Raw genomic sequence first — 14,178 nt, 5'->3', positions numbered from 1 at the left:
GAGGGAGTGCGATGAGCCTCGACAACAGGCCCCTGTACACCGGCGGTTGCCAGTGTGGCGCAATCCGCTTCCGTGTGGAGGGGACGCTGGGAGACGCCTCCGTCTGCCATTGCCGGATGTGCCAGAAGGCGAGCGGCAACTTCTACCTGCCGCTGGTCTCGGTGCGCGGTGCGCATGTGACCTGGACAAGGGGCGAGCGAAAGCGCTTCCAGTCGTCCAACTTCGGCTGGCGCGGCTTCTGCGGTGATTGCGGCACGCCGCTGACCTATGAGGCACCAGACGGCGTCGCCCTTGCAATCGCGGCCTTCGACGAGCCGCAAACGATCGTGCCGACCATCCAGTGGGGCATTGAGAGCAAGCTGGCCTATGTCGACGATGTGCCGGATCTTCCCGGGGTCGCAACCATGGAAGATCCTGATGCCGTCGATTTTCTGACCCATCTCGTTTCCTATCAACACCCCGATCACGATACCGAAACCTGGCCTGCGGAGGATCGACGATGACCGAAAAAGTGCGAACAGGTGGATGCCAGTGCGGCGCGGTTCGCTTCCGAATCCGCGGGGAACTGGGCCGACCGTCGATCTGCCATTGCCGCATGTGCCAGAAGCAATTCGGATCGTTTTTCTCGGCGCTGGTGACCGCACCCAGGGACGGCGTCGAATGGGTGCGGGACGAGCCGAGCTACTTCCAGTCGTCGGTCAACATCGATCGCGGTTTCTGCCCGAAATGCGGAACGCCGATGACCTATAGGCATCCCGGTGGTCTCGAGATCGCGATCGGCACCTTTGACGATCGCTCCGATCTCGCACCAAAGATCCAGGTCAACTACGCCTCGCGGCTTGCCTGGGTCGACACGATTTTTGAACAGCCAGTGCTGCAGGATCCGGATTTCTATGCGCGACAGGAAAGCATCATCTCTTTCCAGCACCCGGATCATGAAACCGAGCAGTGGCATCCCTCGGGGGCGTTCCGGTGAGCATTGGACGTATCTATACCGGCGGGTGCCAGTGCGGCGCCGTGCGCTATCGTGCCGAGGGTACGCTGGCGGATCCGCATATCTGTCATTGCCGCATGTGCCAGAAGGCGGCGGGCAACTATTTCATGCCGTTGGCCAATGTTTCGCGCGACGGTTTCGATATCACCCGTGGCCAGCCGTCGTGGTTCCGCTCGTCGCATCTGGTTCGTCGCGGTTTCTGCAGCGACTGCGGCACGCCACTCTTCTATGACATGCCGGACGAAGACTTCATCAACATCACGCTCGGCTCGCTGGACGATCCGGATGACGTGCTGCCCGTCTACCAGTCCGGCGTCGAGTCCCGTGTCCTGTGGTTCTCACGGCTTGCCAAGCTGCCGGCGAGGGAGACGGACGACGGCAGCGAGATATCGGCGACGCGGCATCTGATCGTTCTCGAAACGAACCGTCAGCATCCCGACTATGACACCGTGCATTGGCCGATCACGAAAGACTGAAAATGACGACTGTACAGCGTACGCTATATCCGGAAATCGAACCCTATGCGTCGGGCCATCTCGACGTCGGTGATGGCCATGTGGTCTACTGGGAAAAGGTCGGCACGGCTGGCGCCAAGCCGGCCGTATTTCTGCATGGCGGCCCCGGCGGCACGATCTCTGCCAATCACCGGCGCCTGTTCGACCCTGCACTTTACGACGTGACCCTGTTCGATCAGCGCGGCTGTGGCAAATCGGCGCCGCATGCCGAGATCGAAGCCAACACGACGTGGCATCTCGTTGCCGATATCGAGCGGCTGCGCGAAATGGCCGGGGCGGAGAAATGGCTGGTCTTCGGCGGTTCCTGGGGATCGACGCTGGCGCTTGCCTATGCCGAGAAGCACCCGGAGCGCGTCTCGGAGCTTGTGCTGCGCGGTATCTATACGCTGACCAAGGCGGAGCTTGACTGGTACTACCAGTTTGGCGTCTCGGAGATGTTCCCGGATAAGTGGGAGCGCTTCATTGCGCCGATCCCGCCATCAGAACGGCACGAGATGATGCACGCGTATCATCGCCGTCTGATGAGCGACGACAAGGCAACGAGGCTTGCGGCGGCAAAGGCCTGGAGCATCTGGGAAGGCGAGACGATCACGCTTTTGCCGGAGATATCGACAAGCGGACGTTTCGAAGAAGACGAATTTGCCGACGCCTTCGCGCGGATCGAAAACCACTTTTTCGTCAATGCCGGCTGGATGGAAGACGGCCAGTTGCTGCGCGATGCCCATCGCCTTCACGGTATTCCGGGCGTCATCATCCACGGGCGCTACGACATGCCGTGCCCGGCGAAATATGCCTGGCAACTGCACAAGGCCTGGCCTGAGGCCGAGTTCCATCTGGTCGAAGGGGCAGGGCACGCCTATTCCGAACCCGGCATTCTCGACCGGCTGATCCGCGCGACGGATGCATTCGCAGGCAAGACCGAGTAAGAACACGAGCATTTGGACGAGAGCCATGACCAGGGAACGCATCTACCTCTTCGACACGACGCTAAGGGACGGGCAGCAGACGCCCGGCATCGACTTCTCGGTCGAGGACAAGATTGCGATTGCGTCGCTGCTTGACGGCTTCGGCATGGATTACATCGAGGGCGGCTATCCCGGCGCCAACCCCACCGATACCGAATTCTTCACGCGCAAGCGCACGCAGAAGGCATCCTTCGTCGCCTTCGGCATGACCAAGCGCGCCGGTGTTTCCGCTTCCAACGATCCGGGCCTCGCTGCGCTGCTTGCGGCCAAGAGCGACGCCATCTGTCTTGTCGCCAAGAGCTGGGACTATCACGTGGAAGTCGCGCTCGGCTGCACCAATGAGGAAAACCTCGACAACATCCGTGCATCGGTGGAAGCCGCGGTCGCTTCCGGTCGCGAGGCGATGGTCGATTGCGAGCACTTCTTCGATGGCTACAAGGCCAATCCGGCCTATGCGATCGCCTGCGCCAAGGCGGCATTTGAAGCCGGTGCGCGTTGGGTGGTGCTATGCGACACCAACGGCGGCACGCAGCCGCCAGAGGTGCGCGAGATCGTGGCTGCGGTGATCGCGGCCGGCGTGCCCGGCGCCAATCTCGGCATTCATGCCCATAACGATACCGGTCAGGCGGTCGCCAATTCGCTCGCAGCTGTCGAGGCCGGTGTGCGCCAGATCCAGGGAACGCTGAACGGCATCGGCGAGCGCTGCGGCAATGCCAACCTCGTCACGCTGATCCCGACGCTTGCGCTGAAGGAGACCTATTCCAGCCGGTTCGAAACCGCGATTGATGCCGAGCGCTTGCTGGAGCTGACGAAGCTTGCCCATTCCTTCGACGAGCTTTTGAACCGTTCGCCGGACCAGCAGGCGCCCTATGTCGGAGCGTCGGCTTTTGCGACCAAGGCCGGGATCCACGCATCCGCATTGCTGAAGGACCCGCGCACCTATGAGCATGTGGCCCCCGAAAGCATCGGCAATCTGCGCAAGGTCATGGTGTCGGACCAGGGCGGCAAGGCCAATTTCATCAACGCGCTGAAGCGCCGTGGCATCGTCGTCAGCAAGGACGATCCAAAGCTCGACAAGCTGATTGCCATCGTCAAGGAGCGCGAGGCGACCGGCTATGCCTATGAAGGGGCGGATGCGAGCTTCGCGCTGCTGGCGAGCCGCATCCTCGGTACGGTGCCGGATTTCTTCCATGTCGAAAGCTTCCGGGTGATGGTCGAGCGCCGCTTCGACGCCAATGGCAACCTGAAGACGGTGTCGGAAGCGGTGGTGAAGGTGGTGGTCGACGGCGAGACGATGATGTCGGTTGCCGAAGGGCACGGGCCGGTCAACGCGCTCGACCTGGCACTGCGCAAGGATCTCGGCAAGTATCAGTCGGAAATCGCCGACCTCGAACTGGCGGATTACAAGGTGCGTATCCTCAACGGCGGGACCGAGGCGATCACCCGCGTTCTGATCGAATCGACCGATGGCACGGGCGCACGCTGGTGGACGGTGGGTGTCTCCGACAACATCATCGATGCGTCGTTCCAGGCGTTGATGGACAGTATTGTCTTCAAGCTCCTGAAGAACCGCGACCATGCCGGGCTGATCGCAGCCGAGTAACGATCAGCGCCAGCCTTCGGGAACGCCGGGCCATTACCTTTTCGGCGGGGCAATGAGCAAAACTCACGATCCCTTCACGGAAATGAATTGGTGCATAACCGGGTGTTGGAGTAGGACGCATCTATGGGAGGCTTTGTCGGCTCGTAAGCCGCGCCTTCCGTTGCGATCGGAGAGAGCGGCCTTTCTGCCATCATGACTCTCCGGCAAACACACCAGGAAAAGACGTCATGGCCGAGCCGAACGCGAAAGCACCCGCCGAAAACACCGATTCCGCGAAGGGTTTTGCCTTCGCGCTGACCGCCTATCTGCTGTGGGGGTTCCTGCCGTTCTTCATGAAGGCCGTCGCCCACATTCCCGCGCCGGAGGTGGTGGCGCACCGCATCATCTGGTCGGTGCCGCTTGCGGGTCTGGTGCTGCTCTGGCTCGGACGCACCGATGACATCAAGGTGGCGCTGCGCTCGCCGCGCATGTTGCGCATGGCGGCGCTGACGGCCGTGCTGATCACCGTCAACTGGGGCATCTATGTCTGGGCGATTGGTGCGGGCCGGGCGATCGAGACGGCGCTCGGCTATTACATCAACCCGCTGTTTTCGATCTTCCTCGGCGCGTTGCTTTTGAAGGAAAAGCCGAACCCGGCGCAGATGGTTGCGATCGCGCTTGCCGCCTCCGCCGTCGCCGTGCTCGCCTTCGACGCCGGCGGCCTGCCCTGGGTGTCGATCGGCCTTTGCCTGTCCTGGGGTTTCTACGCCTTCTTCCGCAAGACCCTGCCGATCGGCCCGAACCAGGGTTTCTTCCTGGAGGTGCTGCTGCTCAGCATCCCGGCGCTCGGCTACGTCGTGTGGCTCGAGGCAACCGGGCAGGGCCATTTCGGCGACACCGGCATGGCCGACGTTCTCTGGCTGATGTCCTGCGGCATCGTCACCGCCGTGCCGCTGATGATCTATGCCAACGGGGCCAAACTGCTGCGCCTTTCGACCATCGGCATCATGCAGTACATCGCCCCGACAATGATCTTCCTGATCGCCGTCTTCGTTTTCCACGAGCCCTTCGGCACCGCCAAGCTCATTGCCTTCGGCCTGATCTGGGCAGCGCTGGTGATCTATTCCGGCGCCATGCTGGCGGAAAGCCGCGCACGTCGCGCCGTGCAGGCAAGCCCGGCCGAGTAAGGCTTGTCGGTCACCCCACCCAAACGAAAAAGGCGCGCCGATGGCGCGCCTTTTTCGTTTGACCAGCTTACGGCGATCAGAGCCGTGAGATGATCTCGGCTTCGCCCTCGCGGCCGTTGCCGCCGCTCGCTGCTGCCAGGATGGCGGGAACGATACCTGCCGCATCGTCGACGACGAGAGGCTGCACCAGATGCGCCGTGTGGACGAAGCCCTCGTCGCGCATGTGCTGCAACAGGTCCAGCATCGGCCGCCAGAAATTGTTGATGTTGCCGAACACCATCGGCTTGCGGTGACGACCGAGCTGCGCCCAGGTCATGATCTCGACGATCTCCTCAAGCGTGCCGATCCCGCCTGGAAGCGCCACGAATGCGTCGGCGCGCTCGAACATCGTGTGCTTGCGCTCGTGCATGTCGGCGGTGACGATCAGCTCGTTGAGCTGGCCAAGCGAATGACGCGTCGCCTCCTTGTCCATCAGGAACTCGGGGATGATCCCGGTGACTTCGCCACCGCTGGAAAGGACGCCGCTGGCAACAGCGCCCATGATGCCGCGGGTGCCGCCGCCATAGACGAGGCGAAGGCCGTGATCGGCGATCGAGCGGCCGAGCGCGCGGCCGGCGTCCATGTAGGCTTGGTCGCGTCCGGGCTGGGAGCCGCAGTAAACGCAGATGGATCGAATCGTGGTGCTATCGGTGCTCATGCCCTCAAAAAACATTGCAGCGCACCAAGGGTCAAGAAAAATGAGGGGAAAGCCGGCTTTCCACGGACCGTCGTGCTGTCGGCAGCTTGTGTGCCGAATCGCGAATCGCTAGCAATTTCAGTGATTGATTGAAGAAATCGGACGGTTTGCTCGCTGTTGCGCTATAATGTGTAGTGCAAGCCCGCACCGCAGGCCGATGAGAGGGCATGCGCGGAGCGTCGCTCCGCTCCGTGTGGAGAGTGGCATGATCAAAAACAAGGCCGGCTGGGTGGCCATTTCTGTCCTTGGGGCAGCAACAGCGTTGATGATATTCGTGGTCCAACCAAACCTGCGCGGCGACGGCAAGAAGCCGACGGACGAGCAGGGGGCAGGCAAGGCGGTGCAGTCGGGCGAGACCGCGCCGGCAACCGGAGGCCCGCAGACGACCGACAGCGCCGCGAAAGTCGAGGAGACGAAGCCGGCCGAGGTTGCAAAGGCAGCCGACAACGCGGCAGCGAGCAGCGACGCAACGCAGTCCGATGCAGCCGTTCAGGATCCGTCCATACCCGGTTTTGACATCGTGCGCGTAGAGCCGGACGGCTCGACCGTGATCGCCGGTCACGCACAACCCGGTTCGAAGCTTGAGATCCTGAGTGGCGACACCGTGGTCGGCACTGCCGATGTCGGCGCGACCGGCGACTTTGCCGCTGTCTTCGACAAGCCACTTCCGGCCGGCGATCATCAGTTGACGCTGCGCACCACCGGTGAAGACGGTGCCGTGAAGAGTTCCGAGGAAGTTGCCACCGTTTCCGTTCCCAAGGATCCGTCCGGACAGCTGCTGGCCATGGTCTCCAAGCCAGGCGAAGCGAGCCGGCTGATCACCACGCCCGAGGCTGCCAAGACCGAGGCGGCGCAGACGACCGAAGGCAAGCCGGCGGAAGTCGCGTCGACCACGACGCAAACACCGCAATCGACCGGCGACGCGACGGCCGCGCCCGCCAAGGCTACGAGCGTGCCCGGTCTGCAGGTCAGCGCGGTCGAGATCGAGGGCGCCAAGATGTTCGTCGCGGGCAGCGCCAAGGCCGGGGCCCTGGTCCGTGTCTACGCTGACGACAAGTTGCTCGGCGAAATGAAGGCCGACGACAAGGGCCGCTTCGTGGTCGACGGCCAGATCGAACTGACCGTGGGCAGCCACATCATCCGCGCCGATATGCTGAACGACGACGGCACCAAGGTCGCGATGCGTGCTTCGGTTCCTTTCGATCGCCCTGCCGGATCGCAGGTTGCCGCCGTGGCGCCGTCGAGCACGCCGTCGGCCACCGCCGGTCTCGATGGCCTGCGCGCCGAGGCCGGCAAGGCGCTGGCGCTGCTGAAGGGGCTCTACGCCAACGGCAAGGTGCCGAGCGGCGAGCAGCTTGCCGCCGCCCGGTCGGCAACCGAGATCGCCTTGAAGTCGCTGGCCGATTTCCGCCTTGCCGACAATTCCGATCAGACGCTTGCCACAGCCGCAGCAAGGGCCTCGAAGGCGGCATCCGATGCGCTCGCCGCATTGAAGTCGGCCTCGCAGGATGCGCCGAGCGTCGCCTCGGCGCTTGCCAAGGTCGACGCGGCAGTGGGTCCGGTTCTTGCCGAGCGTGGCAGTGCAACGCCCGCCTCTGCCGAACAGGCTGAGCCGATCGGCGACGCGCCCGCACCGGGCGAACTGGCAAAGGCCATGGGCGCGGGAAGCGCGATCGCAGATGCCGCACCCGTGGCGCAGCCCGCTGTGGAGACGGCCGCTGCCACGCCCGTGCAGGAGGAGCCGCAAACCGTTCAGCAGGAGCCTCTAAAGGAGAGCAAGACCTCGGTGATCATCCGCCGCGGCGACACACTGTGGCAGATTTCGCGCCGCGTCTATGGTGCCGGGCTTCGCTACACCACGATCTATCTGGCCAACCAGGACCAGATCGAGGATCCGGACCGCATTCGTCCGGGGCAGGTCTTTGGTGTGCCGGACAAGGCGATCTCGGATGAAGAATCGCGCGAAATTCACAGAAAGCACATGAAACACGAGCAGTAAGCGTCCCTTCGCCTGCTGCCGACATTGCGGCGGCAGCATGGGATGCCTATCTGTCGACAAAGGCGGCGCCTTCATCAAGGCGCCGCTTTTCATTGAACGGCGATGACGGCGTCGCCGGACTTCGGCTAAGGGAATGGCTTGGCGCTCTAGGCGCTCAAAGGCTGTTGTGGCCGACTAGCGGCACGAAAATGTAAGAGCGGATCAGACGTGGCACCCCAGAAGAAAACGGTATCGGCCGATACCAGCAATCCGTTGCAGACGATCGCCAACCTGTGGCCCTACATGTGGCCGACCGACAGGGCCGATCTCAAGCTTAGGGTCATCTGGGCAACCGTCATTCTGATCATTGCCAAGGTCGTGCTGATCCTCGTTCCCTATTCGTTTAAATGGGCGACCGACGCGCTGAACGGCAAGCCGGACGTTCTCGGCTTCCTGCCGCAGCTTCTGACCGGCGCTGTGATGCTGGTGCTGGCCTATAACCTGGCGCGCCTGCTGCAGGCCGGCCTGAACCAGCTGCGCGACGCACTATTTGCAAGCGTCGGCCAGCACGCGGTCCGCCAGCTTGCCTACAAGACCTTCGTCCACATGCACCAGCTGTCGTTGCGCTTCCACCTGGAGCGGCGCACCGGCGGGCTGTCGCGCGTCATCGAGCGTGGCACCAAGGGTATCGAGACGATCGTCCGCTTCACCATCCTCAACAGCGTGCCGACCCTGATCGAGTTCCTGCTGACGGCGGTGATCTTCTGGTGGGGCTATGGCTTCAGCTATTTGCTGGTAACAGCGGTCACCGTCTGGCTCTACATCTGGTTCACGGTCAGGGCCAGCGACTGGCGTATCGCGATCCGCCGTTCGATGAACGACAGTGACACCGACGCCAACACCAAGGCAATCGACTCGCTTTTGAACTTCGAGACGGTCAAGTATTTCGGCAACGAAGAGATGGAAGCGCGCCGCTTCGACAAGTCGATGGAGCGCTACGAAAAGGCAGCAACCCAAGTCTGGACGTCGCTCGGCTGGCTCAACTTCGGCCAGGCGCTGATCTTCGGCGCCGGGACGGCCGTGATGATGACCATGTCCGCTCTCGCCGTTCAGCGCGGCGAACAGACGCTCGGCGATTTCGTCTTCATCAACGCCATGCTGATTCAGCTGGCGATCCCGCTCAACTTCATCGGTTTCGTCTACCGCGAAATTCGCCAGGGCCTGACGGATATCGAGCACATGTTCGATCTGCTCGATGTTCGGGCCGAAGTTGTCGATCGCCCCGGCGCCGTCGAGCTTGCAATCGGCAACGGCGCCATCGCCTTCAAGGATGTGCATTTCGCCTACGATCCGGCACGGCCGATCCTGAAGGGCATCACCTTCGAGGTGCCGGCGGGCAAGACGGTTGCCGTCGTCGGGCCGTCCGGCGCGGGCAAATCGACGCTCTCCCGGCTCCTCTACCGCTTCTACGACGTGCAGCAGGGGGCAATCACTGTCGACGGCCAGGATGTGCGCAGCGTCACGCAGAAGAGCCTGCGCTCCGTCATCGGCATGGTGCCGCAGGACACGGTGCTCTTCAACGACACGATTGCCTACAATATCCGCTACGGCCGGACCTCGGCCACGGAGGCTGAGGTCGAGGCCGCCGCGGAAGCGGCACAGATCGCCGATTTCATCCGCACGCTGCCGGAAGGCTTCCAGGCCATGGTCGGTGAGCGCGGTTTGAAGCTGTCGGGCGGCGAGAAGCAGCGTGTCGCGATTGCCCGCACGATCCTCAAGGCCCCACCGATCCTGATCCTCGATGAGGCGACCTCGGCGCTCGATACCCGTACCGAGCAGGAAATCCAGTCGGCGCTGGACATCGTGTCGCGCAACCGCACCACGCTCGTCATCGCCCACCGGCTTTCGACGGTGATCAATGCCGACGAGATCATCGTGCTCAAGGACGGCGTCATTGCCGAGCGCGGCACCCATGGCGAACTGATCGACCGCGACGGTCTCTACGCATCGATGTGGAGCCGCCAGCGCGAAGCAACGCAAGCCGAAGAACAGCTGAAGCGCGTGCGCGAGAGCGACGATCTGGGCATCGTCACCCGCGGCGAGCCGGCGGTTTGATGGTGTCACTTCTTTTGCTGACCGCGACGCGTTTTGTCGCTGCCGGGCGGGCAACGTTGCCCGGCGGGGCATTTCGCGCTAGGTCACGTTCCACATCAAATCTGGAGTAGAGTTCATGAGCCTGGTCAATACGATCCGCAACACGCTCGTACCGGTGCACAAGGAAGGCTATCGCTTCGTCGCGATCTTCTTCGTCGTGTCGCTGGTGCTTGGCTTCCTGTGGGAGCCGCTGATGTGGGTCGGCTTCGTGCTGACCGCCTGGTGCGCCTATTTTTTCCGGGACCCGGAGCGCATGACGCCGATCGACGATGATCTGGTGATCAGCCCGGCCGATGGTCGCGTATCGTCGATTGCAACGGTAACGCCGCCGGAAGAGCTCAATCTCGGCACCGAACCGATGCTGCGGATCTCGGTCTTCATGAACGTCTTCAACTGCCACGTGAACCGCGCGCCGATGGCCGGCACCATCACCCGTATCGTCTACCGCGCCGGCAAGTTCGTCAATGCCGAGCTGGACAAGGCCAGCCACGAGAACGAGCGCAACGGCCTGGTGATCGAGACCAAGCACGGCGCGATCGGCGTCGTCCAGATTGCCGGCCTGGTTGCTCGCCGCATTCTTTGCTGGAAGTATGAAAACGGGTCCCTCGATGCCGGTGAGCGCTTCGGCCTCATCCGTTTCGGCTCGCGCCTTGACGTTTTCCTGCCGTCGGGTGCGGAGCCGCGCGTAAGTGTCGGGCAGACCGCTGTCGCGGGGGAAACCGTGCTCGCCGAGTTCGGCTCGGCCAAGGGCCCGGTCATCAGCCGTCGCGCATAAGGAGTGTACATGGAAGGTTCTGAACAGGAAAAACCGACCGAAACGCCGCAGTCGGCCGCAGACCAGAACGGTTCGAGCGACACGGGTCGCGGGCCTCGGCTGCGCGAGATACCGCTGCGCCTGATGATCCCCAACTTGATCACGGTGCTTGCGATCTGCGCGGGACTTTCGGGCATCCGGCTTGCCTTTGAAAACCGCATCGAGCTCGCCGTCGCGATGGTCCTGCTCGCGGCGTTCCTCGACGGTATCGACGGTCGCGTCGCTCGCGCGTTGAAGGCAACGTCGAATTTCGGCGGCCAGATGGACTCGCTGGCCGACATCATCAATTTCGGTGTCGCTCCGGCGCTGGTGCTCTACGTTTTCATCCTGGATCAGGCCCGCTCGATCGGCTGGATCGCGGCATTGATCTTCGCGATCGCCTGCGGCCTGCGGCTCGCGCGCTTCAACGTCATGGCTGAGCGGCAGGTCAAGGCACCGTGGCAGTCCGAGTATTTCGTCGGGGTACCGGCGCCTGCTGGCGCCATGCTGGTGCTGCTGCCCGTTTATCTCGGCCTCTTGGGGCTGGCGCCCGATCGCACCTTTGCGCTCATCGCATCGGCCTACACGGTGCTGATCGCCTTCCTGCTGGTGAGCCGCCTGCCAGTGTGGTCGGGCAAGTCGGAAAACAGCCGCGTGCGCCGCGATCTCGTTCTCCCTGTCATTCTCGGCGTCGTCTTCTATGTGGCGACGCTGATGACCTACACGTGGGAAACGATGGCGTTGACGGCGCTTGGCTACCTGATCACGCTGCCCTTTGGCGCGCGCTCCTGGCAACGCAAGTACGGCGGCGACTGGCCTGCCCATCCCTCCACCGGCGGCGATGGTCTCCCGGGCGACAAGGACTGATCGGGGCCCGATACAAGCAAACGAAAAGGCCACCGTGGTGACACGGTGGCCTTTTTGATTTGGGTAGTCTGCCGTTTGTTATTCCGGCATCCGATAATCGACGATCTTGTCTTCGCGCACGATGTAGAGCTTGCCGGTTTCGGTCTGGTCGGGACCGACGAGCGGCAGCAGCTTGACGGCGACTTCGGACGGATGCGGCACGGTTTCCGGGTCCTCACCCGGCATCGCCTGGGCGCGCATCGCGGTACGCGTGGCACCGGGATCGACAGAGAGGATGCGCAGCGGCAGGCGCTGCGTTTCGCCGGCCCAGGTGCGGGCCAAAGCCTCGACGGCAGCCTTGGAGGCGGAGTAGGGGCCCCAGAACGGCTTGCACTTGTGTGCAGCGCTGGAAGACAGGATCAGCGCGCGTCCGGCGTCCGACTTGATCAGCAGCGGTTCGAGCGACCGGATAAGCCGCCAGGTGGCGTTGACGTTGATCGTCATGACCTTGTCGAACACCTTGGCCTCGACATGGCCGATCGGCGAGATCGTGCCGAGGACACCGGCATTGGCGACCAGGATGTCGAGCTTGCCCCAGCGCTCGTTGATGGCGCCGCCGAGCTTGTCGATCGCCGCCATGTCGGCGAGGTCGAAGGGCACCAGCGTTGCCGAACCGCCCGCGGCCTTGATCGCATCGTCGAGTTCTTCAAGCCCGCCGACAGTGCGTGCGCAGGCAACGACATGAGCGCCGGCCTTGGCCAGTTCGAGAGCGGTGAAATAGCCGATACCGCGCGACGCGCCGGTGACCACGGCCACCCGGTCTTTCAGATTGATGGTCATTTTGTTGTCTAATTATCCGTTGCTGGCGAGAACCGAGAGTTTGCGGACGTTGCTGGCGCCTTCCTGGTCGAGGAGGCGGGTCGGATAGTCCCCGGTGAAGTAGTGGTCCGTGAACTGCGGTGCCTTCGGGTCGCGCTTGGCGCCGCCGACCGCCTCGTAAAGGCCGTCGATCGACAGGAACTCGAGCGAGTCTGCACCGATGTAGCGGCACATGGAGGCGAGGTCTGCATGCTGGTTTGCCAAAAGCTTGTCACGATCAGGCGTGTCGATGCCGTAGAAGTCCGGATGGAAGATCATCGGGCTTGCGACGCGCACATGCACCTCGCGGGCGCCGGCGTCGCGCATCATCTGCACGATCTTCACCGACGTCGTGCCGCGCACGATCGAATCGTCAACGAGGATGACCCGCTTGCCTTCAATCATCGCACGGTTGGCCGAGTGCTTGAGCTTGACGCCGAAGGCACGGATCTGCTGCGTCGGCTCGATGAAGGTGCGGCCGACATAGTGATTGCGGATGATGCCGTATTCGAAGGGGATGCCGCTCTGCTGCGCATAGCCAAGGGCTGCCGGCGTGCCGCCGTCCGGCACGGGCACGACAACGTCGGCCTCGACGGGTGCTTCCTTGGCGAGGTTGATGCCCATGTTCTTGCGCGACACATAGATGCTGCGGCCGCCGACAACCGAGTCCGGCCGGGCGAAGTAGACATATTCGAACAGGCAGAGACGCTCGGGCTGCGATACCTCTGGCTTGCGCGCGTCGATGGTGATCGAGCCGTCGGGCTGGATCTCGCAAATGATCACTTCGCCGTTCTCGACGTCGCGCACGTAAGTTGCACCGATGATGTCGAGCGCGCAGGTCTCGGAGCAGAAGATCGGCTTGCCGTCGAGCTCGCCCATGACGAGCGGGCGGATGCCGATCGGATCACGCGCTGCGATCAGCTTGGTGCGCGTCATCGCCAGCATCGAGTAGCCGCCTTCCATCTGGCGGATCGCGTCGATGAAGCGGTCGGAGGAGGAGGCCTGCTTGGAACGGGCGATCAGGTGAAGAACGACTTCGGTATCCGATGTCGACTGACAGATGGCGCCGTCGGCGATCAGTTGCCGGCGAAGGGTGAGGCCGTTGGTGAAGTTGCCGTTGTGGGCAACCGCGATGCCGCCGACTTCAAGTTCGGCAAAGAGCGGCTGGACGTTGCGCAGCGCCACTTCGCCCGTCGTCGAGTAGCGCGTGTGGCCGATCGACATGAAGCCCGGGAGTTTCGCGAGCGTCGCAGGGTCCGTGTAGTGGTCGCCGACGAGGCCCATGCGCTTTTCGGTGCAGAACTGCTTGCCGTCGAAGGTGACGATACCGGCCGCTTCCTGGCCGCGATGCTGGAGCGCGTGCAGCCCGAGCGCTGTCAGCGCCGCCGCGTCCGAGTGCCCCAATATGCCGAAGACGCCGCACTCTTCATGCAGTTCGTCGCCTTCGAGTTCATCGTGGATTTCGATGGATCTGAGATCGGTCATCACAGTCGCCTTTGCTCCGTACCGGTGCGCATATCGTGATCGGGCCCGCAATCTTCAAGCGATCTTAGCTGAAAACGACTGCGAG

At 63.0% G+C, this 14,178-nt stretch carries 13 protein-coding genes; 10 read left to right on the top strand and 3 right to left on the bottom strand.

What is annotated here, in order from left to right:
* Window positions 1–11: 11 nt before the first annotated feature.
* The 6 genes from MKZ91_RS05375 to rarD all read left to right on the top strand — a co-directional run bounded on the left by MKZ91_RS05375 (window position 12) and on the right by rarD (window position 5,243).
* Window positions 12–503, top strand: a complete 492-nt coding sequence (locus MKZ91_RS05375) for a GFA family protein (RefSeq protein ID WP_336168780.1) — start codon at window positions 12–14, stop codon at window positions 501–503.
* Entirely contained in the window at window positions 500–976 is a 477-nt protein-coding gene (locus tag MKZ91_RS05370; RefSeq protein WP_336168778.1) for a GFA family protein, read from the top strand. The genes MKZ91_RS05375 and MKZ91_RS05370 overlap by 4 nt, the downstream gene beginning before the upstream one ends.
* Complete coding sequence (locus MKZ91_RS05365; protein ID WP_336168776.1) at window positions 973–1,470, top strand: GFA family protein; 498 nt, start codon at window positions 973–975, stop codon at window positions 1,468–1,470. The genes MKZ91_RS05370 and MKZ91_RS05365 overlap by 4 nt, the downstream gene beginning before the upstream one ends.
* A gap of 2 nt (window positions 1,471–1,472) precedes the next feature.
* Entirely contained in the window at window positions 1,473–2,435 is a 963-nt protein-coding gene (gene pip / locus MKZ91_RS05360) for a prolyl aminopeptidase (protein ID WP_336168774.1), read from the top strand.
* Window positions 2,436–2,460: 25 nt separating this feature from the next.
* On the top strand, window positions 2,461–4,077 hold the full coding sequence (gene cimA / locus MKZ91_RS05355; RefSeq protein WP_336168772.1) for a citramalate synthase: 1,617 nt from the start codon (window positions 2,461–2,463) through the stop codon (window positions 4,075–4,077).
* Between the two features lie 227 nt (window positions 4,078–4,304).
* Window positions 4,305–5,243 carry an EamA family transporter RarD gene (gene rarD / locus MKZ91_RS05350; RefSeq protein WP_336168770.1) on the top strand — a complete coding sequence of 313 codons (939 nt, stop codon included), beginning with the start codon at window positions 4,305–4,307 and terminating at the stop codon, window positions 5,241–5,243.
* A 76-nt stretch (window positions 5,244–5,319) separates the two neighbouring features.
* On the opposite strand, the gene MKZ91_RS05345 is transcribed toward rarD, so the two are convergent.
* Window positions 5,320–5,955, bottom strand: a complete 636-nt coding sequence (locus tag MKZ91_RS05345; RefSeq protein ID WP_442892201.1) for a TIGR00730 family Rossman fold protein — start codon at window positions 5,953–5,955, stop codon at window positions 5,320–5,322.
* Between the two features lie 229 nt (window positions 5,956–6,184).
* Between MKZ91_RS05345 and MKZ91_RS05340 the strand changes: the two genes are divergently transcribed.
* The 4 genes from MKZ91_RS05340 to pssA all read left to right on the top strand — a co-directional run bounded on the left by MKZ91_RS05340 (window position 6,185) and on the right by pssA (window position 11,771).
* Window positions 6,185–7,978: a LysM peptidoglycan-binding domain-containing protein gene (locus tag MKZ91_RS05340; protein ID WP_336168766.1), complete on the top strand. Its 1,794-nt coding sequence runs from the start codon at window positions 6,185–6,187 to the stop codon at window positions 7,976–7,978.
* Window positions 7,979–8,185: 207 nt separating this feature from the next.
* Window positions 8,186–10,072: an ABCB family ABC transporter ATP-binding protein/permease gene (locus MKZ91_RS05335; RefSeq protein ID WP_336168764.1), complete on the top strand. Its 1,887-nt coding sequence runs from the start codon at window positions 8,186–8,188 to the stop codon at window positions 10,070–10,072.
* A 115-nt stretch (window positions 10,073–10,187) separates the two neighbouring features.
* Entirely contained in the window at window positions 10,188–10,886 is a 699-nt protein-coding gene (locus tag MKZ91_RS05330) for a phosphatidylserine decarboxylase (protein WP_336168762.1), read from the top strand.
* Window positions 10,887–10,895: 9 nt separating this feature from the next.
* Window positions 10,896–11,771, top strand: a complete 876-nt coding sequence (gene pssA / locus MKZ91_RS05325; RefSeq protein ID WP_336168759.1) for a CDP-diacylglycerol--serine O-phosphatidyltransferase — start codon at window positions 10,896–10,898, stop codon at window positions 11,769–11,771.
* Window positions 11,772–11,849: 78 nt separating this feature from the next.
* Here pssA and MKZ91_RS05320 read toward each other — a convergent pair whose 3' ends face one another.
* A complete protein-coding gene (locus MKZ91_RS05320) occupies window positions 11,850–12,590 on the bottom strand; it encodes an SDR family NAD(P)-dependent oxidoreductase (RefSeq protein WP_336168757.1) in 741 nt (246 codons plus the stop codon).
* A 12-nt stretch (window positions 12,591–12,602) separates the two neighbouring features.
* The gene (purF, locus tag MKZ91_RS05315) at window positions 12,603–14,093 is read right to left on the bottom strand and encodes an amidophosphoribosyltransferase (protein ID WP_336168755.1); all 1,491 of its coding nucleotides are present in this window, start codon (window positions 14,091–14,093) and stop codon (window positions 12,603–12,605) included.
* Window positions 14,094–14,178 lie beyond the last annotated feature (85 nt).

The sequence above is a fragment of the Ensifer sp. MJa1 genome (assembly GCF_037026475.1).
Lineage (GTDB): Bacteria > Pseudomonadota > Alphaproteobacteria > Rhizobiales > Rhizobiaceae > Ensifer.
Note: the sequence above shows the minus strand (reverse complement) of the source record. Positions and strands in the feature narration are given on the sequence as shown.